General features: G+C 50.4%; 21 protein-coding genes. 10 read left to right on the forward strand and 11 right to left on the reverse strand.

What is annotated here, in order from left to right:
* Positions 1–14: 14 nt before the first annotated feature.
* Positions 15–407 (forward strand): hypothetical protein, encoded by a 393-nt coding sequence (locus R2K28_RS12220; RefSeq protein WP_316364680.1) that lies wholly within the window; start codon positions 15–17, stop codon positions 405–407.
* Between the two features lie 28 nt (positions 408–435).
* Here R2K28_RS12220 and R2K28_RS12225 read toward each other — a convergent pair whose 3' ends face one another.
* The 3 genes from R2K28_RS12225 to R2K28_RS12235 all read right to left on the reverse strand — a co-directional run bounded on the left by R2K28_RS12225 (position 436) and on the right by R2K28_RS12235 (position 6,301).
* Positions 436–1,302 (reverse strand): hypothetical protein, encoded by an 867-nt coding sequence (locus R2K28_RS12225; protein WP_316364682.1) that lies wholly within the window; start codon positions 1,300–1,302, stop codon positions 436–438.
* 255 nt (positions 1,303–1,557) lie between these two features.
* Complete coding sequence (locus R2K28_RS12230; RefSeq protein WP_316364684.1) at positions 1,558–1,842, reverse strand: hypothetical protein; 285 nt, start codon at positions 1,840–1,842, stop codon at positions 1,558–1,560.
* Between the two features lies 1 nt (position 1,843).
* The gene (locus tag R2K28_RS12235; protein WP_316364685.1) at positions 1,844–6,301 is read right to left on the reverse strand and encodes an RHS repeat-associated core domain-containing protein; all 4,458 of its coding nucleotides are present in this window, start codon (positions 6,299–6,301) and stop codon (positions 1,844–1,846) included.
* Between the two features lie 875 nt (positions 6,302–7,176).
* On the opposite strand from R2K28_RS12235, the gene R2K28_RS12240 reads away from it, so the two are divergent.
* From R2K28_RS12240 to R2K28_RS12250, 3 genes are all read left to right on the forward strand, one after another.
* On the forward strand, positions 7,177–8,211 hold the full coding sequence (locus R2K28_RS12240; protein ID WP_316364687.1) for an endonuclease/exonuclease/phosphatase family protein: 1,035 nt from the start codon (positions 7,177–7,179) through the stop codon (positions 8,209–8,211).
* A gap of 460 nt (positions 8,212–8,671) precedes the next feature.
* The gene (locus R2K28_RS12245) at positions 8,672–8,956 is read left to right on the forward strand and encodes a hypothetical protein (protein ID WP_316364689.1); all 285 of its coding nucleotides are present in this window, start codon (positions 8,672–8,674) and stop codon (positions 8,954–8,956) included.
* A gap of 25 nt (positions 8,957–8,981) precedes the next feature.
* Positions 8,982–9,842, forward strand: a complete 861-nt coding sequence (locus R2K28_RS12250) for a hypothetical protein (protein ID WP_316364690.1) — start codon at positions 8,982–8,984, stop codon at positions 9,840–9,842.
* 98 nt (positions 9,843–9,940) lie between these two features.
* Here R2K28_RS12250 and R2K28_RS12255 read toward each other — a convergent pair whose 3' ends face one another.
* From R2K28_RS12255 to R2K28_RS12280, 6 genes are all read right to left on the reverse strand, one after another.
* The gene (locus R2K28_RS12255) at positions 9,941–11,230 is read right to left on the reverse strand and encodes a relaxase/mobilization nuclease domain-containing protein (RefSeq protein WP_316364691.1); all 1,290 of its coding nucleotides are present in this window, start codon (positions 11,228–11,230) and stop codon (positions 9,941–9,943) included.
* Positions 11,227–11,679 (reverse strand): hypothetical protein, encoded by a 453-nt coding sequence (locus R2K28_RS12260; protein WP_316364694.1) that lies wholly within the window; start codon positions 11,677–11,679, stop codon positions 11,227–11,229. Before R2K28_RS12260 ends, R2K28_RS12255 begins: the two co-directional genes overlap by 4 nt.
* Positions 11,676–11,924 (reverse strand): hypothetical protein, encoded by a 249-nt coding sequence (locus R2K28_RS12265; RefSeq protein WP_316364695.1) that lies wholly within the window; start codon positions 11,922–11,924, stop codon positions 11,676–11,678. Before R2K28_RS12265 ends, R2K28_RS12260 begins: the two co-directional genes overlap by 4 nt.
* Positions 11,925–12,106: 182 nt before the next feature.
* Positions 12,107–12,640, reverse strand: coding sequence for a DUF805 domain-containing protein (locus tag R2K28_RS12270; protein WP_316364696.1), 534 nt, complete (start codon positions 12,638–12,640; stop codon positions 12,107–12,109).
* A gap of 332 nt (positions 12,641–12,972) precedes the next feature.
* Positions 12,973–13,440 carry a group I truncated hemoglobin gene (locus tag R2K28_RS12275; RefSeq protein ID WP_316364699.1) on the reverse strand — a complete coding sequence of 156 codons (468 nt, stop codon included), beginning with the start codon at positions 13,438–13,440 and terminating at the stop codon, positions 12,973–12,975.
* Positions 13,441–13,595: 155 nt separating this feature from the next.
* Positions 13,596–14,531 (reverse strand): LysR family transcriptional regulator, encoded by a 936-nt coding sequence (locus R2K28_RS12280; protein ID WP_316364701.1) that lies wholly within the window; start codon positions 14,529–14,531, stop codon positions 13,596–13,598.
* A 112-nt stretch (positions 14,532–14,643) separates the two neighbouring features.
* On the opposite strand from R2K28_RS12280, the gene R2K28_RS12285 reads away from it, so the two are divergent.
* The 6 genes from R2K28_RS12285 (at position 14,644) to R2K28_RS12310 (ending at position 22,419) form a co-directional block, all read left to right on the forward strand.
* Positions 14,644–14,823: a hypothetical protein gene (locus R2K28_RS12285; RefSeq protein ID WP_316364703.1), complete on the forward strand. Its 180-nt coding sequence runs from the start codon at positions 14,644–14,646 to the stop codon at positions 14,821–14,823.
* A 43-nt stretch (positions 14,824–14,866) separates the two neighbouring features.
* Entirely contained in the window at positions 14,867–16,174 is a 1,308-nt protein-coding gene (locus R2K28_RS12290; RefSeq protein WP_316364704.1) for a cytochrome-c peroxidase, read from the forward strand.
* A gap of 360 nt (positions 16,175–16,534) precedes the next feature.
* The gene (locus tag R2K28_RS12295) at positions 16,535–18,076 is read left to right on the forward strand and encodes a M48 family metalloprotease (protein ID WP_316364706.1); all 1,542 of its coding nucleotides are present in this window, start codon (positions 16,535–16,537) and stop codon (positions 18,074–18,076) included.
* 172 nt (positions 18,077–18,248) lie between these two features.
* The gene (locus tag R2K28_RS12300) at positions 18,249–18,506 is read left to right on the forward strand and encodes a BufA1 family periplasmic bufferin-type metallophore (protein WP_316364707.1); all 258 of its coding nucleotides are present in this window, start codon (positions 18,249–18,251) and stop codon (positions 18,504–18,506) included.
* A 289-nt stretch (positions 18,507–18,795) separates the two neighbouring features.
* On the forward strand, positions 18,796–20,781 hold the full coding sequence (locus R2K28_RS12305; protein WP_316364708.1) for a VWA domain-containing protein: 1,986 nt from the start codon (positions 18,796–18,798) through the stop codon (positions 20,779–20,781).
* Between the two features lie 300 nt (positions 20,782–21,081).
* Positions 21,082–22,419 carry a POT family MFS transporter gene (locus tag R2K28_RS12310; RefSeq protein WP_316364713.1) on the forward strand — a complete coding sequence of 446 codons (1,338 nt, stop codon included), beginning with the start codon at positions 21,082–21,084 and terminating at the stop codon, positions 22,417–22,419.
* A 13-nt stretch (positions 22,420–22,432) separates the two neighbouring features.
* Here R2K28_RS12310 and R2K28_RS12315 read toward each other — a convergent pair whose 3' ends face one another.
* Together R2K28_RS12315 and R2K28_RS12320 are read right to left on the reverse strand one after the other, a co-directional pair.
* On the reverse strand, positions 22,433–23,398 hold the full coding sequence (locus tag R2K28_RS12315; protein WP_316364714.1) for a HupE/UreJ family protein: 966 nt from the start codon (positions 23,396–23,398) through the stop codon (positions 22,433–22,435).
* Positions 23,395–24,219, reverse strand: a complete 825-nt coding sequence (locus R2K28_RS12320) for a peptidylprolyl isomerase (RefSeq protein WP_316364715.1) — start codon at positions 24,217–24,219, stop codon at positions 23,395–23,397. The genes R2K28_RS12315 and R2K28_RS12320 overlap by 4 nt, the downstream gene beginning before the upstream one ends.
* Positions 24,220–24,335: the final 116 nt, after the last annotated feature.

Consider the following 24,335-nt stretch of genomic DNA (forward strand, 5'->3'; position numbering starts at 1 on the left):
AGGAGAATTATCTCGTGGCCGTAGCAAATGATACTACGGGCGGATTCAATCAAGGACGGCTCTCTCCCGCGAAATCCGCCGTTCTGATGATCGCCATCCTTGTTCTCTTTTTAACAGCCGGGATGCTGAATGTTGCGCAAGCAGGCGGTTTAAAAAACAGCGATTTCCTGAAATATACAGAAGGACAACGGCACTGGTGGTACTCCGGCGCGTTTACGGTGCTCGGGCATGTGGCGTTTCTGGATGATGAAGAAAAGGGGAAATGCGTCTGGAACTGGCTTGCAGCCGACTACGACAATAAAGAGGCTCTTCTTATGAAGAGCTTTAAAAAGTACCCTGACTATACGCCAACCAGCATTGTGATTGCTTTATTGCGCCGGGATTGCGGCGTGTTCCAGGAAAAATAAGTAGAATTGGAGCTGAGCGCTTTTTGCTTTAGCCTAGTGTCCGTGTTGCCTGTTGATTCGGCACAGAGTCGGGAGCAGGAGCAATGTCCGGGACGCCGACACTGGCCAGGTCAAAAGACTTGCTCATATCGGGAACATTCAGATTTGTTTCTTCAACCATTTCATGGGCAGCGGAAATAGGGGGATGTTCTACGTGAGAGGCCTGTAACTCACTCTTAAGCAGTTTGTTCCGTACTACGTCCGGTATTTCATCCTCAATACGGCGCTCAATGCCTTTTAACTCTTCCTCTGAAGGCGGGTTATTCGGATCATTCATGCGGTCTTTGGACGGATCAAGGACCTCTCGCTGATACCGCTCAACGTCTTCACGCTGGCGCAGGGCCAGGTCACGTTCTTCTTTTTGCCTGCGGTAATTTTCCCAACTCGCCGCGCCGTCAGGAATGTTGATATTGTGCGCCTCTTCGTCACTTAAGCGTTGCCCGTCTTCGGTATAAATGCTACCGTCAAGAGAAGAACGAAACACTTTCGTTCCATCCTCCAGTTCCCCGGCGTTTTCACGCATTTGTTGAAGCTTCCTATCGGAAGCTTCGAGGCGTTGGTTTATGTCAACCAACGCCGAGTCAACGGCCTGCTGAGCATCATTGAGTTTTTCGGATACGCGCTTGTACAGAGCCGCATATTGCGGGTCTTCGGCTAAGAGTATTTCAAGAAGAGTTTGTAAACGGCGCTCGGATTTCTTTTCTTCGCTTTGTGCGCTGTAGCCGGAAGCGCCTTCGACCAGGAAACGTTTGATCCGGCCAGTATCATTGCCTGCATGCTCATGATTCAGGTCAATCCTGTCACGCTCGGTTTGAGCCTTGCTGTCCAGTCCTACATCTTCCGGCGTATCCGCCATCACACCCGTCCTTGTGCTTTGTTTATATTGTCCTACTAAAATACTGCGAAATACCTCAGGTTGTCAAATTTATTACACGTATAAAGACACATAAAGCTCTAATGCGGAGCCTTGTGTGTTGAGACTGAAATACGTGCCTAGTGGGGTCTCGTTCAACTCCACCTAGCACGCATAGTCATACACATAAACCACCATGCCGGAAAAAAGAATAAAAAATGCCCTCGGATGGGCTCACAGATATTAAAATGACTTACCCTAAATATTCATTCTAGGATACCAAACGCCCCTCATTGAAACTACTCCCATATTGGGAATTACGTGACCTTTGTCCAAGGTATTAACATCTATATCTGGTGTAACTTTCTTAACAGCAGGAACATCTCCTTCATTAAAAAGTTCACTTTTTAATATGTTTAGCGCATCATCTTCCGTGAAAGCGGTCACGCCACAACCCCTTCCTACTCCTGCTTTAGCAAGACGCCATACTTCATCTTTATCCGGTTTTTCAAATTCAAACCAGTATCTAGTCAAATTAGCCATTTTAATTCCTTACTCTCCTTGGTTTCACGCCGGGTTCAAAACGTATAGACTCCGAACCTCTATCTGGTGCTCCTTGTAAAATACCATCATCTTCATCAATACCAGGGAGCGAAGCAGGGTCATCAAAATAGGGCTTATTAGCTGGAACAGTCGTATAATCAATATCACTGTCCTCGGTTCTTTCGCCATCAACTGCTGATCCTACAATATCAATAGGTCTACCCGCAGCATCTACAGCATCTTGGATATCTTGTATTTCTTCCTCTGTCAAATCCCCATAATCATCATCAAGCTTCTCCCCTTCCTCACCTGGCACCTCCTCACCTTTGTTGCTTCCTGCCTTCTTGCCGGGAGCGGGCTGCTCCGGCTGGTTCGCCTCGTTCGCAAACACAGGCTGCGGGCATTCCAAACCATGCTTCTTGCAGCAAGCAGGCTCATTATTGCACAGTGGCCGTCCCTGAAAGAACTCAAGGATTTGTAAGCATGTGCTTAAGTAAGGAACGCCTCTCGCCGGTGCCGATGCCCGCAATCCCTCCGGGTCGGTGTAGTTTGCGGGGTTGGCCATGGCGTAGGCGAAGGTGTTGAGGCCGCCCGCCAGGCCGATAGGATCGCTGGAGATATAGCGGCCTGTGGCCGGGTCGTAATAGCGGTGGTGGTTGTAGAACAGACCGCTTTCCGCGTCCGCGTACTGCCCCGGCATCCGAAGATTGACCGTTGCGCTGCCCGTCGGCGGGGTGTCGCCAAACACGTTATGCGCATAGGCCCATGACCAGACACTGGAGCCGCTGTCGTCCGTGCCTTCCCGCGGCGTGCCAAGATGATCCGTATGCAGATAGGTGAGCGCTTCGCTCGTGCCCGCGTCCACCTGCGCCAAAGGACGGCCATCGAAGTGCACATACTCCCTTACAAGCGCCCCTGTGCCGTCATACTCGCCGTACAGAGCGCCGCCTCGGCCATGCACATAGTACACGGTTGTAGAGCCTGCCGTTTTGGCTGTGCGCCGGTTCTGCGGATCATAGGCATAGGCGCCAAGCGTAGAAGCGCCCTGCTTCACCTCGATCAGGCGGCCAGCCTCGTCCCAGATGTAGCTTTGGGAGCCGTAGCTGTCCGTCATCCCCGCATCGTCCAGCGTGATACCCGCTATCGTGCTGCTTGCGTAGCCGTCATAGATTTCCTCGATCCGGCTGCCGTAGCTCGTGCCGTCATACGCATAGAGGTAGTCGATGTCTATATTCTGGCTCCAGCGCGATTTTTCCAAACGGTTGCCCGCGCCGTCAAGCAGGTACTCAAACGCCCCTTGCTTCACAAGCTCGTCATTCCGGCTGTAGCTGTGTTTCTCGCCGTTTACGCTGTCCACGTTGCCGTTGCTGTCGTAGGTGTAGGTATCATCCATCACAGGCGTTACGCCGTCCGTTACCTCACGCGTGAGCAGGCGGTTCCCCGCGTCATACGTGTTGGCTTCACTCAGCCCGTTCCCGTAGTCCATGCTCTCAACAGGGCCAAAGGGCATATACACCATGCTGTCTGCCAGCGTCGTGACCGTGCTGTTTACCTCGGCGGTGACCTCCGTCACTTCACCGTTCAGGTTATAGCTGTACGTCACTTCGCGCCCCGAAGGGTAGATGACCGAGGTCACATAGTTCGCCGCGTCATACCCGTAATACGTGTCGAGGCTGAATGTCGCTCCTGCCGGGGTTTCGCTGACCTGCGTCACACGGCCCGCATCGTCATAGACGTAATCCACCGTGCCGAAGGACGGGCTGTAGACCGTGCACAAACGCCCGTCCGAAGCCCCGCACCCGCTCGCGCTGTCATAGGTCAGCGTCACGTTCAGGGTGCTGTCGTTCGGGTAGGTGATGCCGGTCAGGCGGTCGATCTCGTCATAGCCGTATTGCACCGTGCGCCCTTCCGCGTCCACGCGCTGCGTCACGTTGCCGTTGGCGTCATAGCTGTAGGTGGTGGTGCCACGGTCCGGGCTGCTCTCGCTCTCCACATCCCCGAAGCTGTTGACGCTGTAGGTTGTCTCAAGCTCCACCGGATAGCTGTTGCTATCGCTGTCCGTGGTCGAGCCAAACGCAACCCCCAAAAGGTCGTCAAGCGGGCTATAGGTGAAGTCGCTCACGCCCCCGCGCCTGTCCGTATGCTGGATAAGGCGGTTCAGCCCGTCATAGTCCAGCGTCGAGGAATAGTCATTGCCGTCCGTGATGCTGGTCACGTTGCTGTTTTTGTCGTAGGCGTAGCTCACATCGTCGTTGGTGTGATGCGTCGAGAGCAGGCGCGAAAGCTCGTCGAACTCCTTGAAGTAGCGGTACGTGATGGAACCGCCGATCTTCTTGCGCTTGGTCTCCAGCACGTTCCCGGCATCGTCGAAGTAGTAATACTCGCCGCTGTCGGAGCTGTTGATTTTCTCAAGCCGCCCCGCCTCGTCGTAGTAGTTCTTCAGGTAAACGCCGTTGGCCAGCGTCGTCTTGTACAGCGCCCCGTCATCGTAATAGGCGTAAGTCGTGGAGCCTTTCACGGGCGCGCTGCGGTTGTTGGCCTGCGTGTACTTGGTCATCCGCCCCAGCGCGTCATAGTCGATTTTGTCCTTGGTGCCGTTCGGATCGAGAATTTCTGTGATACGTCCGGCGCTGTCTCTCGAATACACGTCCCACACATGGCCTTTCTCGTTGGTCACGGTGTCGAGCAACCCGCTTGCGTCATACGTCAAATCCGTATCATAGCCGCGCGGGTTCGTGTAGGTCTGGAGCTTGCCGAGCACTGTGTTACCGTTTCCGTCCGTGCTGTTCGCGTAATAGCTAAACCCGTGAACGCGGCTCACGTTGGGGGTGGCTGCCGTGTCGGTATAGGTCACCTGCGTCAAACGGTTATCGCTGTCATAGTCATAATCGATAACAAGTCCGTCCATCGTGATCGTATCGGCAAGATGGCCGCTCGTGCCCGTATAGGTTACAACCGTCTCGCGCTCGTCCGGCCCGCCGTCATCTTCCGTGATCGTATCCAGCCGGTTATAGGCATCATAGCCGTAGCTGGTAACGTTGCCTTCCCAGTCCGTCTTGCCCGCAAGCCAGCCCTCATCCGTATAGCTGTAAGACTTGTTCGCCGCTGCGCAGTTGGTCGAGGCATGCCCCTCCACGTCCACCAGCTTTTGCAGGCCGTTCACAGTCGTGAAATGGTACGTGGTCTGCTTGCCCAGCGGATTGGTCACGGTAACCGTGCGGTCTGTGTTGTACGCCACGCTGTAGGTACTATCCGTCATTGAGCCGCCGACCTTCACCGGGGAACTGGTCGTCAGCGCCTTGCCGCTCACCGCATTGTAGGTATACGTCCCGATAGTTTCCCCGCGCTCATCCTCGATAGAGGTCAACGCATGGGGCCAGTTCGTATCATCGTAGTTATAGGTCACCACCTTCGTATCGGGCTTGGTTACACTGATCAGATTGAAATCGGTATCATAGCCGTAAGTGAAGGTTCCCGTCGGCGTCACAACGCTGGAGAGATAACCGTCAGTGTTGTAGTTGAAGGTCAGGCTCTGCCCGTGCTCGTTGCTCACAGTCTCTAAAAGCCCGCTGGTGGCATTGTAGGACAGGTTCACCGCTTCATGCCCTTGGTACTCGATCCGCTCCAACTCACCCGCGCCGCTATAGAGATACGTCGTGTCATTGTTGGTGGTGAAGGTAAAGCCGTTGGTGCTGTCTCCCGTAAGCGTTGCCGTCACGTCATCATAGTAAGGCACCCAGCCGCTGCCCTCGTTATAGAACATGACAACAGCGCCCGCGCTGTTCACCACATCTGCAAACTTGTTGCCGCTATACTCGCTGTAGGTTATCTTGCCTTCAAAGTTATGCCGCCAGCGGTCTCCCATGACAGGACTGAAAATCCAGTCGCGATCGCTGCGGTAGTTACGAACAAAAGACAAAACCCCGTTCGCGTAATCAAGCTGGTCCTTGTGCTTGTAACCGTAAAAATAATTGATCGGACCGCCAACCTCATCACAAGGATCGTCAGCCTTAGCCACTTCACTTCCCGCACCATTCGCAGAAGCCCCAGCCGCCGCAACCGCTCTTGCGGCCTGATTGCGGGTCTTCTCCGGTATGGGCGGCTCTCCGCATCCGGGAACTGTGTCACCAGCGCTGTTCGTGCAACTCAAGTTCCCGACATCCAGCTCATTATAAGCGTAAATAGCGCCTTTACGATCCAGACCTTGCACACCAGGCTGGTCCATTTTAGTGCTGATTCTGAGATGAGCCGTATATGTTCCGCTGCTCTCAAGCTTGATCGTCTTGAAGTTGCAAACATGGGGATCATGATCAACATAACCATCATGGCGAAACAGAATCTGCGGCCCTTTGTTTATGGTCGAAACATTCCCCCCCGTTACCGTCACTGTAGTTGTAGTTAACGCTGTGGTTGGTTCGGGCAAACCGGAATACATACTGCATTCTTTATAATTCAACACAACAGGATCTTCCGGGGAAGCGCTTGGCACCACAAATGTATAAGTATCGCGAACCGTTGCGCTATTCGTACCCCCGGGAACAATATTGGGCCTATGAATATCTAAAGACGCTGCTACGCTCATACCTCTACGAATAGCAGACGCTGCCCAATCAGCTGACCCCTCTAAAACTCCCAACGTTCTTTGTGCATGTGCATCATAAGACTCATTTCCCGAACCTGTCGTTGACGTCACATATTCATCACAACCATTCACAAACCCGTCTTCGCCATAAGTACGAGTTCCAACTCTCACAAACGCACCGTCCCCCGATGAAGGAGGAACTGAACTCGGACAGGAGGCATAAGACCCACCCATATAAAAACCCCCGCACAGCGATAGCGCGAGGACTGGAAGTAAGCGTTTCATGGTCTCTTCCTCCGGGATATCTATGATTTATTAAAGGCGATTACGGGCGTGGTTGAGTTGACTGGTCCGCCGTTCGGAACGACACCACTGGATAAGAACGGCAGCAGTCGAAAAAGAAGAAGAGAAGAACCGGGCAGTAGGCGCGCGTAAAGACTCATATGTATCTCCTCCATGGACTGCGCCCGCACTATAGGCCAAGTCCGTTTTATGCCTATGGAATAGTTCGAATTGTTTTTATTTATGAAAACTATGGGTCTGGCAGCCCTCGTCTGTCAAGTCGGGATCGGGTGGTGAGTGGATGTTTATCCCCGTTATGCCACCCTGTTCCGTGGCCGGTATGACAGGACGATGACCGACCTGTTGCAAAAGCGAGATTTGCCAGGATTTTCAACGCTTAAATCCTGCGGAACTGTGAGCGATGTTCTATTATCTCCTTTCATGTGGCACGGAATATGGAGAAACAGCTCATGGCAAGACGGACCCAGGTAACGTTTGCATCCTGCAATCTTTTCAACATCAATCTTCCGGGACTCCCGATCTATAACGACAAGGACGGCTGGGACCAGGAGATATACGATAAAAAAGTGGCATGGACCGGACAGATGATCAACACGGTAGGAAGTGACATCTGGGGATTCCAGGAACTCTGGCACGCCAAAGCGCTGAAAGACGTTTTCAAGGCGGCGAAACCGGAGGAAGAGTATACGCTCATGGCTCCTCCAGGTCATGCCGGGGAGTCTATCGTATGCGCGGGCGCGGTGCGGAAAGACATCCTGGTTGGAGAGCCGGAATGGATCAGCGATTTCCCGGAGAAGTTCAGGCTGGATAGCGGCGGGGATGATCCGCAAACCGGCGAGATTGCCGTCTCCATTCATGCATTTTCACGGCCCGTACTGCATTTTCGCGTAAAGCCGCGATCCAATGGCAAAACGATCTCCGTCTACGTCGCGCATTTAAAATCCAAGGCCCCCTCAAAAATCTACTACGAGCAATGGTACAAGGATCATAAAACGTACTATTCTAAACATAGCTCAGCATTGGGGGCGGCTATTTCTACTATCCGGCGCACAGCCGAAGCGGCGGCGCTACGCATGATCCTGACAGAAGAAATGAAAGGTAATGAAAATCCGGTTGTTGTGTTGGGTGACTTGAATGACTCCCAGCTTAGCAACACGTTAAATATCCTGACCGGACAGCCCAACTACCTGTTAAGCGGCCTGGATAAGGGTGGAAGCGATACGGCGCTTTATACAACCGGAACATTGCAGGAATACCGCAGCCTGCGCGATGTGTACTACACGCATATTTATCAGAAAATTAAAGAAACCCTGGATCATATCCTGGTCTCGCAAGAGTTTTACGATAATTCCCGCAAACGGCTCTGGGCGTTTAAAGGCATGGAGCTGTTTAACGATCACCTGAATGCAGATAACCATAAAGAAGACGGCTTATCTGATCACGGCATCGTCCGGGCGACGTTTGAGTACAGACCGGCGAAATAAAATGTGCCAGTTTCCCTGTTCTAAAACCTGAGATTTTCTTACCAGATAATACCTCATTCCAGGTGATTATACTCTAATCAATATCCACTTCTACATGTCTTGCCCACCTCTCACGTTAAATGAAAGCCAAATACATTAAATAAACAATGATTATTAAAGGGGTAATATTTAGTATCTCTTGCATTTCATATAACTTGAGCTAAATTATTAAACTCATAGAACAAATCATTTAATAAAAACACGCAAGACCATGGAGGTTGACAGTGAAACCTTTTTTCATTCTGATTTCTGTCGCATCCAAATAAATAAACATAACCGGCAAATTATTCGTTGCATTGTGTTTCTTAGGTAACACCTAAATAAAGAATCATAACGATTTGTCTAGAAGACACTTTGTTTAATTTTGGACACGATACAGACATATCATTATCTGCTGTATAAAGCATAAAAAGGGAATTCCATGATTGACGATAGCGTAATATGTGAAGAGGTCATTAATACTATTAAGAAGATTGTTAAGGCGATGGGAGACGATAGTTCTAATGTGCAACCAGATACAGAGTTTTTTGGTGATCTTGGTTTTGTAAAAGCCTTTAGACGCGAGTTAGCAAAACCTCTAAATAAAATCATTCGAAAACATGGTGGGTATAGAGTAAGCAAAGATACTTGCGGAAAGCTAAACAAAGTTAGTGACGCATGCGAATTAGTTATCAAGCAGATTAAAAAAGCTTCAGAAACCAAGTAATAATAATATCATGGAGGGAGAGATTGTGAGATTTTTATACACCACAGCCGGAACTGTAGTTTTTTTTCTTTACACCACATTATCTCACTCACAGGAAGAATTTAGTTGGTCGATAAGACAACATAGTAGGGACAAAAATTTAACATCAAAACCTGCACTTATTCAACGCACATCACCAGACGAAGGGGACTCATCAACCTCCTTAGATTTAGCGATAAAAGGAAGCTATTTACCCCAAGGTTCTGATAGAGAGTTTTCCTTAACACTTGAGAGACATAAGAATACTCTTATAACAAAAGAGCAGGATCTTTCAGCATTAGTATTCGCCGTGGAAGATAGCTGGGGGGATTTGACAGATGGATATAGTTTCATTCCAGAATTTTCATTTGCCCACAAAACAGACAAAAAGAAGGATTCGAAAAGTCTACTTGCAATTGGTGAACTAACTGGTATATGGGGTAAGGCGGGTATCAATTATTTGAAAGGTAGCGATGATTTTAAGTGGTATTGGGCACCAACAGTAGGTCTTGAATACGAAAATATTATTGATGCAGAAGACAATAATGAAGGAAATGTTAGTCGATTTTACACAGATATTGATATTACATTTTATCCTTTTTTTAAAAAACTAGATAACGGTAGACTTTCCTTGTTCTATTCTTATTCTTATTGGAATGATTTTTCTGAAGATGATGATATTGATGATGGAGATGATACCCATAAACTCAAAGCATACGGTATCTCATGGCAATTAACAGAATCACCACCAAAGAACCAGCAAGGAATCGTGGTATCATTAGAAATAAAATGGGTAGATGGAGAAGACCCAAGAAATAATAAGAGTAGCCAAGAGTATAACCAAATAGGAATAGGCATTCTCTATTAAAAACATTGTATACCTGTAACTATTAGACCAAATCGCGACTACTACAAATAATAGCTAATACCTAGCCCGACAAAGTCGGTTTTTTATTATAACTTGGCTTATCTGTGATACCCGTGCGAAACAGAGGGTACTTGAGAGTTGCCCGAGCGTTCGAATTTGACCGTATCCCGGTTTTGCGCCCTGACATCTTCATACCGGGAAATATCCCTTTCCAGGTCATGTTTGGTGCGCTCGTCATAGCCCCGCAACCGTCCGATCCTGCGATGAATCGCGCTTTCCCGTTCAACCTGCCTGAATATCAGATCATCCTTTTCCTGCCGGTCCCGGACATGGGCCAGATGCGCGTCCTGTTCATTTTGCCTGGCGATCTGACGATGCCGCCCCGTGAAGCGGTCGAACAGCCCCCTCAGGCCTTTTCGGAACCGGGCATGCCGCGCCTTCGTTTCGGCCCGGGTGCGGACCTCGTGACGCCTTTGCAACCTGTCACGTTCCGAGCGGTGCTCTTTTGCCAGCTTTTGTTGCTTGTCCCTGATCTGTCCGATACGAATGGCGATAGCCGCTTTCTGGTGATGACGAAGGTTTTCCAGGTGGGCGGACATCTCCCGCGCGATCTCTGAGCGGGCTTCCGTAACGTTTGGCAGGTTGTCCGGGTCTGTGAGCCTGCCGCGTACGTCTTTGGCGCGTACGCCCGCCCATTTTGAAACGGAGAACACCTCGCAACGATGATCCAGCGCCACCACGCCCCGGCGGTCCCCTCTGGCCAATACATAACCGCGCTCTTTAAGAGCCCTGGCAAAAGCGCTTTGGCTGTCACTGGCCGCCCAGCATTCCCGAAAGGTCTGTTTGATCGCTTTAGGGTCTTTACCGGTCCGTTTGGCCTGCTGCCACTGCGCCAGCGTGAAATTGCCGGGATCACGCTGACCGGGACTCATCAGGCCACGGGGCATTTTCCAGCCCTGTTCCAGGAATAAATCCCGCGATAGTTCCGTCAACTTTCGTTTCGTAAAAGGGAGCGGAATGGCCTTCATGGCTGATGCGTCAATCCGTGACCATACGACATGGCAATGCCGTCTCCCCTCTTTGGTGTGGAACACCACGGCCCGAGGTTGTCCATCCAGGCCGAGCTTCTGCTCGGCGCGCTCAATTGTTTTCTCAAACACGGGCGTCGGGACAGTTTCATCCGGCGGCGGATTCAGGCTCAGGGAATAGAGATACTGCTTTGTCCGCTTCGTTCCCCGGCTGATAACCTCCACTTCCCGCAACGCCGAAATCAGGTCATCCGCCACGAAGCCACGTAGTTCATGAATTTCAACATGGTCGTTTTCGTCCTTCGTAAGATGCAGGGCCAGGTTCTTCGCTCCGCCCCGCTGATTGCCGTGCAGGATCATTTCTCCCTCCCCGGCAGAACCCCGAACACCTGCATCAGAACATCACGCATTATCTGAACGCTTTCGCAGGCCTCTCGTATCTCCTGTTCCACATCCTGGGAAACGTCCAGCGTCCCGGTATGCACGGCCTTACTGAGCTGGTTCAGGTTGGAGGCATAACGCGACTTTCCAAGTTCAGCCAGAAACCGGGCCGCCATCTCGTCGTTGATTTGCGGTTTTCTGAATCGGCGGCGTTTGTGGGCCTTCTCCCCCAGGAGACGGTCCCGGATGTAGGCTCCTAGCGGCTGGTTCCCGGCCAGTTCCTCCAGGTATGCACGCTCACTGGTGCTCAGACGCAGGGAAAACGGGGCCGGAGCGTCTTTCTTTTCTGCTTTCAGAGGCTGACTTTCGGAGGAAACCGCGTGAAATGCGTTAGAAAGCCCTGGATTTGATCGGGTGCCGCTGCTCATATCTGCGGCTCCCGGAAATACGGAACATGTTGTTCCAGATACTCATTCCACTCCGCCAGCGTGTCGAAAACCTCTTCGCAATCCTCCGGTGTTAGTACACCGTCCAGCGCCTCAGTTATATCCTTGCTATTTACCTCCCATTGTGCAAAAAGATTGCTGTTACAGTTCGATTTTGGTCCCTCACCGGGCACCATATTCAAAGACCCAAACAGAGTACCGGAAATAACAAAAAGCCCCATCTTCATGGTGCTTATATATGTCGGTACTCCATTTAGCCCGCTTTTTTACAATTTTATCCACAGAGCAGAAACCGCACCATTTCACGGCTGCTTTCATCTACCCATGCCACCACATAACGACTGCGGGCTGTAAGATAACTACTATGCCCTCAGCAATGGGCGTACCGACAGCTTTAAGTGGGCAAATACTACATCCCTGCTGCAGCGGCTCGTGTCAGGTATTCCTGATAGGCAGGGATCGCTATAGCCGCCAAGATTCCCAAAACCACGATCATGACAAGTATTATCACAATGATCATGACCCCACTTCGATTCGGTGGTGACTGAGGACCATATTTGTTTGCCCCCACGGTGCCAGGTATAAACCAGAAAATAAGAGGCACAAGTGGGATTACAAGAATCAAACTCAACCAACCTGACATGTTAAAGTCATGACATCGCTGAATCGTCAGCACAATATTGATGAAAAACATGGCACCGATTCCGAGTGCAGTAATAGGCAGTATGAGCAGACCAACTGAATCCTCAGACAGGGTCGCCGCGAACAGCCCTGATAACCCCCCCATAATCAGATAGCAAAAGAATGTGATGCCGATGGTGTAGACGATATAGCGCAGGCGTCCTATTCGTCCCTTTGCAGATAAAATATTGATGGATCCATACTCTTCCTGATTACTCAGTACTTCGGCTTTTGGCGTGGCATATGGGCTGGTTGTGTCCATTCTAAAATCCTTTCGATCACTTCTGTTTCAGGAAGACCTATTGGGGAAACGCTTCAAGAGCTGTTAAAGCGAATTCAATAGGTTAACGTCAGATGTGTGTCATACCTTTAATTGAGGCCATATGTTGCCCAAGGGAAGACCCTATCACCAAATATCCAGCTGCGCGGCCCGGTGATAATCATGATTGTGCGATTGCGCTTACCAGCCAGTCTACGCCAAGGCTTCACGTATCGTCTCGAGTAGCGTGTAACCCCTTTTATCGAGTCGTGCTGATCACACGCCAGGAGTTACAAGCACTCGAGAACAACAGACCAGTAAGCTTATGGTGCTTGTTACGATTTCTCCACAATGTCTTTCTTTGTACTGGCAAAGAAATCCAATACTTCTCGACTCTCCTTGGCAGGCACTTTGAATTTGTGCAGGGTATTTTTCAGCGCGGTTATCAGGATTTCCCAATCCTTCTCATCAATGCTCATGCCTTCATGGGATAGCTTCATATCCCGTCCTCTGTAGTAGAGACGACCACCCGCTTTGGCCACAATAAAATCCACTATCAACTGTTTTTCCCGAGTGATACCGTCATCTCCTCGATGGGCCCAAAAACGGCCAAGTTTTTCGTCTGCGGCAATCTGCACAACCACATCATCCACCACAGCAGTGATTGCGTTATAGCCGCCCAGGCGTTCATAGAGTGAAGCCTCAGATGACTCATCATTGCCGGCAATTATGGATGGTGAAGCGCAAGCCAAGACGAGTGGCAGAACAGCGCTAGTGACAAGCTTGTAGAAACGGATCTTCATTGTGACTACTCCTAAACAGCAAAAATTTGGATTGTGGAACGACACGAATTGTCGATCACCATTTCAGAGTAGGTTTTTGTTGATTGAATGAGAAATTGTATTTAAGAATGAAATTTATTCAGTTTTTAAATCAATCGAGATCGCCACCAGTGTGCTTAGCCCACACCCTGCTGGTCAGCTGCTTTGGCCTGACCACTGACCAATGCCGGGACTGTGGTCTGAATGTAATCGATAAAGGATTTAACATGTGCGTGTTCAGTGCATTCAGGTTGCCAGCTCCACTCGAAGCTGAAACAGGCAGGTTCATCCTTTTCCATAAACAACGGATAGCTTGCCTTGTTTTCGGCTGAGATCTTGGCCTTCGGCAGAATCCCGGCACCTATCCCCAAGGAGACCCAATCCTCTATCACCTGATAGGTAAGGGCCTGCCCTGCATAGGCATGCAGCTCGACACCCTTGGATTTGAGTATTGTCGTCAGGGCGGCGTTGAGCCCGCAACCACCACCAGTAAGGATTATCGGGGTGGCTGGCAGGTCGGCAATCTTGAAAGAAAGATGGCTTGAGCTCTGACTGTCAGCAGATGCAGGCAGATAGTAAAGCGGGTCCCGATAGAAGAGACAGGCATGTTCCGCATTACTCTCCTTTACCCTTGGCAGGATCTGAACATCGATCTGTCCTTTGCTCAGGCGTGTGGCCAGATCATCGATGAAACACTCCTTGAAGAATATGGTGATATCCGGATTGGCCTGCCGATAGGGCGCCAACACCTGATCCAAGCGTTGCATGTCAACCAAGGGTGAAAAACCGATGCGCAGCATCTTGTGGGTTGGATTGTGGTAGGACTCTGCCGCCTTGGCCAACTCATTCCGACTCTGCAGTACCTCATTGATTCGCGGCAGCATAAATTCACCAAAGGGGGTCAGATCCACCCTGCGCGTGGTGCGGTTGAACAATCTGCCACCCAACTCATCCTCGAGTTGCGAGATGGCATTGGAGAGGGTGGGTTGGGTGGCGAAGCTGAGCTCTGCGGCGCGACTGAATGAGTGGGTCTCGGCCACGTGAGCGGCGAACTGAAGTTGTTTCAGATTCATGTTTCAATTCATTCGATTTTTAAATCAATTCCATTCATAAATAAAATTTCTAAATTATTCTCCTTGAACATATGCTCTACTTCAAGACATTTCAACATCTTGGAGAATATCAATGAGTGCCCAACGCATGCTCTTCCTAACTGTCGCCACCCTGCTCTTCACCGGTATCGGATTGTCCGGCTGGAACCAGGTGCACTGGTTTCTCTACCTGCCAGCCGGGATGCTGGTCTTTGCCGGCTTAACCGGTATCTGCCCGGGCCTGATGCTCTACCGGAATCTCGGCCTGAAATAGGGGTTGAACGGCGATTCGTCACTGCAGTTTCAGGAACATTGGGATGAATACAGGCAGCGTTGAACTTCTTGCTTTCGGCACGGTTGCGATTGTCGCCGGTTTTTTTCTGCTCATCAGCATGGTACGTGAAATCGCACCCGACCAGCGGCGAAGATGGCTGCTTGGCATAGGCCTTGGAACCGGCATCATCGCCTTTAGCTTGAAGATCGGCCTTGTCATCCTCTTTTCCCTCAATCCGGGACCCATGTTGGCCCTGTTTCCAGAGCGTCAACATGTGTTCGCTTCTGTCATGACCACAAACAGCAGACTGTATGACCCGCGAATGGTGAAAACCCCCTACACCTGGCAGGCTCTCCCCTCCACTGCACCATCGCCTCGGGACAATCCGTCAACGGTGGAGAAGGTCAGGCTTGGTAAAATGCTCTTCTTCGATACCCGGTTGTCGGCTGACGGCACCCTTTCATGTGCCTCCTGCCATGAAATTTCCGATGCTAAAGGTGGCAGTGACGGACTGAGCGCTTCGATCGGTATCGATGCTCAGCAAGGGACGAGAAATGCACCCACCGTGCTCAACGCCGCCTTCCAAAAGGTGCTGTTCTGGGACGGTCGCGCCGCCTCCCTAGAGGATCAGGCTAAGGGGCCACTGGTCAACCCCATCGAGATGGGTATGCCCTCATTGGATCGGGTAGTCGAGACCGTGAAGGGTATTCAGGAATATGTCGAGGCGTTCGCCTTGGCTTTTCCCGGTCAGCCGTCGATCACGATCGACAACATCGCCAAGGCCATCGCCGCCTATGAACGCACCCTGATTACACCAGACTCCCCCTATGACCGTTTTGTCAGGGGCGATGCCAGTGCTCTCTCCAAACAACAGATTCGTGGCATGGCGCTGTTCGAATCAACCGGCTGTATCCTTTGTCACTCCGGGCCGAATTTCAGCGCTGCAAGTCACTTCAGCGAAGATACACCCTACAGAATATTTCCTTCTATTCCCAACACGGAATATGAGAGACGCCACCGTTTGAATGAGGATCTGGGCGCTTCGAAAAGCAAGGATGGTGCAGGCGGAGGTGTCTGGCGCATACCCTCACTCCGCAATGTGACCCGCACCGCCCCCTACTTCCACAATGGTTCCGTCACGTCCCTGGAAGAGGCGGTACGCATCATGGCCCAGGTTCAACTGGGCAAGACCATAAGCAACGATGAGAGGGATGATGAGACCATCCAGTGGCTGAAGGGTGAGCAACGACTCAGTGTGGCAACCCATCAGGCCCTGAGCGATACCGAGGTTGGAGAGATTGTGGCCTTCCTCAAGGCATTGGAAGGGGAGCTGCCTTCAACTCAATTGTAAGGGATCCATTCAACCGCTAAATTCGTTCCCTTGCAGATCATCTCTGTTTTGAATTGTAAAACAATGTCACTAACAAAACGTCCCGCCACCGACCCTGCGGAATCCACTGTCATATCTGCATATGTCTGATTTTTCATATGCTTAGAATATAGCATACCGAATCTGCAATTCCCCATACTGGAATCAGAACGCCATCCGCAGATCGTTGTCAATGAACTAGATGGATAGATACTTTTCCAGCTTGAGCCGAGCCCGTTGACAGCATGAGCCCAGCTATCGTAGGGTCAATTGATGCTCCCCAAAACAACTACCCGGACTGCAGAAGAGTACTGATTTAACTGATATTGACCGAGACATGACATGAATAGGTTACTGATCGCTGTCGCCCTCTCCTTCTCCCTGATCACCGGTTGCGCGGTAAACCCTGTCACGGGAAAAAATGAACTCAGCCTTGTTTCAGAGGCTCAGGAGATGGAGATCGGGCGAAAAAACTATGCCCCACTGCGCCAATCCCAGGGGGGGGATTACACGGTCGACAAGAAGTTGACTGCCTACGTCAGTGAAATAGGTCAAAGTCTGGCCGCTGTCAGCGATCGCAACCTGCCCTATGAGTTTAAGGTTTTGAACAACTCGGTACCCAATGCCTGGGCACTTCCCGGCGGCAAGATCTCCATCAATCGCGGTCTGCTCACCGAGTTGCAGAGCGAGGCGGAACTGGCCGCGGTACTGGGCCATGAAATCACCCATGCCGCCGCCAAGCATACTGCCAACAGTATGTCCCGCGGGATGTTGATTCAGGGTGCGGTTATGGCGACTGTGATCGGTACCCAGGGAAAGGATTATGCCCAAATCGCGCAGTTGGGCGCCGGCCTTGGCGCACAATTGGTGACCAAGAAATATGGTCGGGATGCAGAACGGGAATCCGACTACTACGGTATGCAATATATGTCGAAGGCGGGATATGACCCTCAGGGAGCTATCGATCTCCAACGCACCTTCGTACGCCTCTCGGAAAGTAAGAACCAGGACTGGCTGAGCGGTCTTTTCGCCAGTCATCCACCCTCCATGGAGCGGGTAGAAAACAATATCAAGACCGCAGCCGAGCTTCCCAAAGGCGGTACTGTGGGCAAGGATCGCTTCAAGGCCAGGACAGCACATATAAAACGTACCAAACCTGCCTATGAAGCCTATGAAGAGGGGCGTAAGGCGCTGCAAAAAGGCGATCTAAAAAAGGCCAGGACACTGGCCAAAAAGGCGATGCGAATGGAACCCAAAGAGGGCCATTTTCATGCCCTGCTCGGTGATATTGAGGAGAAAAGCAAACACCCGGCCATTGCCAAGCAGCACTACAATAAAGCGATAAAATTGAATGACAGCTTCTTCTACTACTACTTGAAGCGCGGTTTGGTCAATGAGAAGTTGAACAATGACGATGCCGCCAAGCTAGATCTTGAGAAAAGCGTGCAACTGCTGCCGACTGCAAACGCCTACAACTCCCTGGGTAATCTGGCCAAGGCAGCGGGTAACCTGAAATCCGCCAAGTCCTATTTTCGCAAGGCCGCCTCGAAAGATACCGCGCAAGGCAAGGCAGCCTATGGTTCTTTGATGGCCCTCGACCTATCGGAGAATCCGCAAAACTATATCAAATTGCGTACCGGCCTTGATAACAAGGGCAGACTCAAGGCGGAGTTATCCAACCCGACCCCCCGCGATGTAAAGGGTATCGTCATTGCAATCAAGTACCGTGACAGCAATGGGCAGATAAGAAAGGTGAAGCGGGTCTATAAATCGATCTTACCCGCAGGCAAAAAGCGATTGTTCGATTTGGGAGTGAACAATATCCCGAAAGCGCAACTGTCAAAGGCCAAATTCGGTATCATTGGTGCCAGACTTGCCAAATGAATCGCCATCTGATTGCAAGAGATCCACTTAAACCCCCATGTAATCGAGGTTAATTTTTTCTTTTCTGATGAATCCAGAACTTGAAATGGTTCGTATTCTTGCTTGAGGTCATGCATCAAGCAGGCTGTCGAATCCTACTCAATCAATTCTAAATCCCCCAGAGGAGAAAATCATGAACAAGACAACCAAGACTGCCATCGTAGCCGGCGCAATTTCTACCGCATTGGCCATGGGAGTGGCGAATGCCGCACCATCTGCCGGCACGGAAAAGTGTTATGGCGTTGCCAAAGCAGGCAAGAACGACTGTAAGGCCGGCCCTGGCACCAGTTGCGCCGGTTCCTCAAAGACAGACGCTCAAGGTAACGCCTGGATGCTGGTACTCAAAGGGACCTGTGAAAAAATCGTCGGCGGTAGCCTGGCTGAAAGATAGCCAACCATGCCACCACGCCGGGTGGGAGAATCTCATCCGACGCATACTGCCCCGGTTTTTAACTGTAACCGGGGCAGTCCATCCAATCTATTAAGTCTCTCCGGCTACTGCACCGCACAAAAAAACCTGACACTCCCATTAAATAACAGATACCCTAAGCGATGACTTGGCTCACTTGCACAGTATCCTCACTGATCGCTACCCTGCGCGTAGTATTCTATGCAGTAGAATGGAACTATAATACTGGCTTGAATGGCATACTCTGACAATAACAATCAGTGGGGAGAATATGAAAACCATCATAAGGACTGTTTCTATTTTTCTAACGTCCCTGATTTTTACCACCTTGGCTGCAGAAGAAACATCACCGGAGACTGTTGGGAAAAACCGTCTGTTTATCCTTGATGGTTCCGGCTCCATGTGGGGGCAAATTGATAATCGCAGCAAGATTGAAATCGCCAAGGATGTAATGAAAAAAATGGTTGGCACACTCTCAGCACAGGACCAGCTTGGCTTACTCGTCTATGGGCACAGGCGTAAAGGTGACTGCAATGATGTTGAATTAGTCTACCCAATGGCTGGAATCAACCACTCTGCAATGAGTCAGCAAATCGATGCTATTCAACCCAAAGGCAAAACGCCAATTACCGAATCAGTTGAACAAGCTGTTGATCTTGTGCGGACATTGGAAGATGAAGCAGAAATCGTGCTAGTAAGTGATGGCCTTGAAACCTGCAAGCGGGATCCCTGCGAAGCGGTAAAACAAGCCAAGCAGGCAGGCGTGCGATTCCGTCTACATGTGGTTGGCTTTGATCTGAAAAAAGAGGAAACCGCGCAATTGAAATGTATGGCAGAAGCAGGTGGTGGACGTTATGTGTTAGCCAAAAATGCCCATGAACTCAACAGTGGTATCGAGGAAGTCGTAAAGCATGAACCGAAACCCGAAGAATTGGGTGAAGCGAGTATCAGTGGTCCGGAAGAAGTTCAGATTGGCGCATACTTCGAGGTTGATTGGGAAGGCCCGGATGCCAAACATGATTACATAGCTATTCGCAAGGCAGATACCGATAAGCGCAAATATTTGAATTATGCCTATTCCAACACCGGATCTCCGGCAAAACTACGTGCACCATCCGAGCCGGGTGATCACCTCATTTACTACATGCATGGACGCAGTAGACAGCTGCTTGCAGAGATGCCCATCAAGGTTGTCGATGCTACCGCTACTTTGGATGCACCTGAGAGTGCACCGGCAGGCTCGGTTATTGAAGTAAGCTGGACCGGACCAGATGGCAAGAATGACTACATCACAGTCTCCGAGCCAGACGCGGAAACCCGCAAGTACCTGCATTACCGTTATACAAATTCCGGCAGTCCGACCAAGCTCACCATGCCCATAGAGCCTGGGGAGTATGAATTACGTTACCTGACCGATCAAAAGGCCCGCGTGCTGGCGACACGGCCAATCAAAGTTGAAGCAGTATCGGCAACCCTCGAAGCACCTGAAACCGTTGTCGCAGGTGCTGATTTTGAGGTTCAGTGGACTGGGCCTTCCAATAAGTCTGATTATATTACCATTGCTGCTGCAGGTTCAGCGTCGAATCAATACAGTAACTATGCCTATACCAACTCCGGCAACCCAGCAAAACTCCGTGCGGCAGAACAGGGGGGAGAGTATGAAATCAGGTATATCACTTCGCAGAATAAAAAAATACTCGCCAGCGTGCCGATTGAAGTCACCTCAGCCTCGGCAAAGGTGAATGTGCCGTCACAGGCCATGGCGGGCTCTCGCCTGGAAATTAACTGGGAAGGGCCGAACAACAAACGGGATTACATCACGATTGTTGCTGAAGGCGAGGCGGCGAACAAGTACGGTAAATATTTCTATACCGCTAAAGCCAAAATTCCGACAAACCTGCAATTACCTGAAGAGCCCGGACCCTATGAAGTACGCTATATCACCGGTCAAAGCAAATCCATACTTACCAGTTCGCCAATCGAACTGACCCCAGCCACCGCCACCTTAACGGTCGCAGAGACAGTCAAGCTCGGCCAACCGATCGAAGTCACGTGGACAGGGCCTGGGGGGAAAAACGACAAGATTATCCTGGTTGATACCAATCAACCGGATAAATCCCCAATCGCAAGCAAAACAGCCAAAGCTCAGAAAACCTTTTTTTTACGTTCTCCCAAACAGGCCGGTAGTTATGAAATCAGATATATCACCGGTAAGTGGAAGCGTATTCTGGCGCAGAAAAAGGTGGTCGTGGAGTAATGATTAAAGTCATCTTACATGCCCAGTCTGGAAAAGCTTGCGGAGCACATCCAGGCGTGTCGACAGCGGATACCTGATTTCCTCAGCAGTCACTTTTCCCTGCAAGACACCTTTCGCTTGTAAAGACTTTTATCACTCGCCAAGGGATATGCATATCGATTGGATCAAGGGACTGCTTTCGATTTAGATTTCTGCCACTAAGCCTGATTCATTGCTTCCGGTTATTCAGTTCACCCCGGCGCGCATTGAAGTAATTGGTTATGATAGGTGAATTAGATCACCCTGGAGCAGCTCTGATACGTGACTGAATATCACACCGCCCCCCTGCCCTCCCGCCACATGCCGGCGGGCATCCCCTTCATCATCGGCAATGAAGCCGCCGAGCGATTCAGTTTTTACGGCATGCGGGCAATTCTGGTCGTCTTCATGACCCAGTACCTGGTGAATAGCGACGGTGTTGCCGATAGCATGAACGAAGAGGAGGCAAAGGGCTGGTTTCATCTGTTTGTCTCAGCCGTCTATATCACCCCTCTTCTGGGCGCATTGATTTCCGATGGCCTGCTGGGTAAGTATCGGACCATCATCTTGCTCTCCCTCGTGTACTGTCTCGGCCACTTCGCCCTGGCCCTGGACCACACCCGCCTGGGCCTGTTGCTGGGACTGGGTTTGATCGCCCTGGGTTCAGGGGGAATAAAGCCCTGTGTCTCTGCCCATCTGGGGGATCAATTCGGGCGTACCAATGCACAGCTGCTGCCCCGTGCCTTCGGTTGGTTCTACTTTGCCATCAACCTGGGCGCTTTCTTTTCCATCCTGGCCACTCCCTGGCTATTGCAAGAGATAGGACCATCCTGGGCCTTCGGCGTGCCTGGGGTATTGATGGTTGTCGCCACCCTACTCTTCTGGAGCGGGCGACACCGTTTTGTTCATATCCCGCCAGGGGGCTGGGAATTTGTACGCGAGACCCTCAGCCGTGATGGGTTAATCACCCTGGCACGGCTTTTCGGTCTCTATCTCTTCGTCGCCGTCTTCTGGGCCCTGTATGACCAGAGCGGTTCAGCTTGGGTACTCCAGGCTCAATCGATGGATCGCAATCTGTTCGGGGTCGAGATCCTGCCGGCGCAGATACAGGCCGCCAACCCCCTCCTGGTGATGCTGCTGGTGCCCACCTTCTCCTATCTCATCTATCCCAGGATTCTGCGCCGCTGGCGATTTGGCGCCCTGCGCAAGATCGGTTTCGGTATGCTGCTGGCGGCCCTTGCCTTCGTCATCTCGGGCTGGGCGCAGCACCAAATTGACCTCGGGCAGACTCCGTCCGTGGCCTGGCAGCTACTCGCCTACCTGGTGCTCACCAGTGGCGAGGTGATGGTCTCCATCACCTGCCTTGAGTTCTCCTATACCCAGGCGCCCAACCGGATGAAGTCGTTCGTCATGGCCTTCTTTATGATGTCCATTGCCCTGGGTAATCTCTTCACCAGCATGGTTAATTTCGCCATCGAGGGGAGTGATCTGCTGCAGGGGGCTGACTACTATCGGTTCTTCGCCCTGTTGATGTTGTTGACTACGGTAATCTTTGCCTTGGTATCTCGCTTTATACCTGAGCATAGCCGGCTCCAGGCTGAAGCTTCGAGTTCATCTTAAGAAATAGATGTACCTAGAACACATTTATGAGTTCCGCAGACCGGCTAATGCTCCAGTAGGCCCCTAGAATGCCGATCACATAGGCGGAGGCAAGAGTAACAGGCCGGAGCAATTTTCCACTCTCATATAGTCTCTTTATCAAGGATGTAATCAGATACAAACCTAGAATCACACCAAGTTGTCCAAATTCAACACCCAGATTGAATGTTAGCAGGCTGAGTGGTAACTCATGTTCTGGTAGGCCGACCTCTCGCAGTGCTCCCGCAAATCCCAGGCCATGTACCAGCCCAAAAACAAAGGCAACCAACCAAGGATAACGTCTCGCGAGTGTGATTCGCTTATCGAGAGACTCAGCAGCAACCAATAAAATTGACAGGGCAATGATGATCTCTACAGGTGTTTGAGAAACGGTGACAACCTGAGTCACACTCAGGGCCAGGGTCAGGCTGTGCGCTAGAGTAAAAGCCGTAATGGTCCATATGAGTTGGCGTTGAAACCCCACTAACAAAACCAGACCTGCAACAAACAATAGGTGATCTAATCCAAGTAGGATATGTTCGATACCAATGACCATATAGGTAGTCAAGACTTGCCACCGACTGTTTACACCGATATCAGCAGCAGTCAGTTGTATTGACTGGGTTTGGCCTGATATTGCTTGTGTGTACTTGCCACCGTTCAACCATTCAATGCGCACAACCACATCTGCGTGTAATGGCAAATTCTCAAAGTGGATATCACCTAGTAGTCCATCGTCTCCACAGTCAACAACAGGTCCTTGTTTAAAACAGTGCTGTGGATATTGCGGTTCGACGACTAAGGATAATCGTTCAATCTGCTTCGCCGGCACCCAACGCTGAGAAAAGATACTGGGAGAGGTTTCAGTCAGATGCAGGAATGAAGAACCCATCGCATGGCCCAGAGTAACCTGAGAAAACAGCCACAGTGAGATAAATAGTAGAGTTCTATCAAATTTCATGACGATTGACGCAGTATTGTGTAGCTATTGCGCAGTTCCTCGATCAACTTGACCACCTGGTCGCTCTGTTGCTTGCGTTGCCAATCCTTACGAATCAAAGGCTTGATCTGCTCAAACCCAGGTAAAGGTTGTTGTTTAATCGATTGTATCCTCAACACATGCCAACCTTTCTTGGATTTGACTATTTTCCATTCATTCGTGGGTAATTGTTCAAGTTCCTCAACAAATTCATCGCCAAAGGTTACACTTAAGCCGGCCCTATTCCGGGCAACAAACTTATGATAAGCATGATTAAAGGTTGGGGCTGCTTTTCCTGCCACTAGTTGGTTTAAAATCTCTTCAGCGTTTTGTTTTGCTTGTTGTTCCTGCTCTCGAATCAGGATATGTTCAAAGTCGTAGCCAGGTTGTTTTTGGTAATTCGCTCCTTTTTCCTGATACCACTCTTTGAGTTGCTGCATGCTCGGCTCTTTCAAACCCGCAAGGCTTCTGAATAGGAAAACCGTTTTCTGAATTACCCGATCCCTGATAATGGAATCATTCTCAGCCAGCCCCATATCCAATCCCTTGCGGTAAAGCAGTTCATTTCGCAACCATGCATCCAACATCTTATCGGTTTCCTGTTGCGAAGGATCACGACTCTTTTTCTGCTTAAACTCTAGAATTATTTCACTCTTCACTCTGTTGTTAATTACAATCTGGTTCTCATCCACTACATCATTATTGTTAACCATACTGTCGACAATAAACACCACTAGCCCAGCAACAATAAAGTGGAGCATAGGTTCCCTTAGCCAATCCCTCACGGTATTTGCATCAAGCATTGTGCCTTCCTGTAATTAGCAGCCAGAAATTTATATTGGAAACCTCTAATAGGAACATGCGTTGATTAAAGTTTATTAACAATTGCGTGAAATTTATTTGATCTCTGGATTGCCAT

This window comes from Candidatus Thiodiazotropha sp. CDECU1 (assembly GCF_963455295.1).
Taxonomy (GTDB): Bacteria; Pseudomonadota; Gammaproteobacteria; order Chromatiales; family Chromatiaceae; genus Thiodiazotropha.

Bases quoted from the DNA above. Each gene is read 5' to 3' on its own strand.
- R2K28_RS12225 (WP_316364682.1), bottom strand. From the start codon at position 1,302: ATGGCGGATACGCCGGAAGATGTAGGACTGGACAGCAAGGCTCAAACC.
- R2K28_RS12230 (WP_316364684.1), bottom strand. From the start codon at position 1,842: ATGGCTAATTTGACTAGATACTGGTTTGAATTTGAAAAACCGGATAAA.
- R2K28_RS12240 (WP_316364687.1), top strand. From the start codon at position 7,177: ATGGCAAGACGGACCCAGGTAACGTTTGCATCCTGCAATCTTTTCAAC.
- R2K28_RS12245 (WP_316364689.1), top strand. From the start codon at position 8,672: ATGATTGACGATAGCGTAATATGTGAAGAGGTCATTAATACTATTAAG.
- R2K28_RS12255 (WP_316364691.1), bottom strand. From the start codon at position 11,230: ATGATCCTGCACGGCAATCAGCGGGGCGGAGCGAAGAACCTGGCCCTG.
- R2K28_RS12260 (WP_316364694.1), bottom strand. From the start codon at position 11,679: ATGAGCAGCGGCACCCGATCAAATCCAGGGCTTTCTAACGCATTTCAC.
- R2K28_RS12265 (WP_316364695.1), bottom strand. From the start codon at position 11,924: ATGAAGATGGGGCTTTTTGTTATTTCCGGTACTCTGTTTGGGTCTTTG.
- R2K28_RS12270 (WP_316364696.1), bottom strand. From the start codon at position 12,640: ATGGACACAACCAGCCCATATGCCACGCCAAAAGCCGAAGTACTGAGT.
- R2K28_RS12275 (WP_316364699.1), bottom strand. From the start codon at position 13,440: ATGAAGATCCGTTTCTACAAGCTTGTCACTAGCGCTGTTCTGCCACTC.
- R2K28_RS12280 (WP_316364701.1), bottom strand. From the start codon at position 14,531: ATGAATCTGAAACAACTTCAGTTCGCCGCTCACGTGGCCGAGACCCAC.
- R2K28_RS12285 (WP_316364703.1), top strand. From the start codon at position 14,644: ATGAGTGCCCAACGCATGCTCTTCCTAACTGTCGCCACCCTGCTCTTC.
- R2K28_RS12290 (WP_316364704.1), top strand. From the start codon at position 14,867: ATGAATACAGGCAGCGTTGAACTTCTTGCTTTCGGCACGGTTGCGATT.
- R2K28_RS12295 (WP_316364706.1), top strand. From the start codon at position 16,535: ATGAATAGGTTACTGATCGCTGTCGCCCTCTCCTTCTCCCTGATCACC.
- R2K28_RS12300 (WP_316364707.1), top strand. From the start codon at position 18,249: ATGAACAAGACAACCAAGACTGCCATCGTAGCCGGCGCAATTTCTACC.
- R2K28_RS12305 (WP_316364708.1), top strand. From the start codon at position 18,796: ATGAAAACCATCATAAGGACTGTTTCTATTTTTCTAACGTCCCTGATT.
- R2K28_RS12315 (WP_316364714.1), bottom strand. From the start codon at position 23,398: ATGAAATTTGATAGAACTCTACTATTTATCTCACTGTGGCTGTTTTCT.
- R2K28_RS12320 (WP_316364715.1), bottom strand. From the start codon at position 24,219: ATGCTTGATGCAAATACCGTGAGGGATTGGCTAAGGGAACCTATGCTC.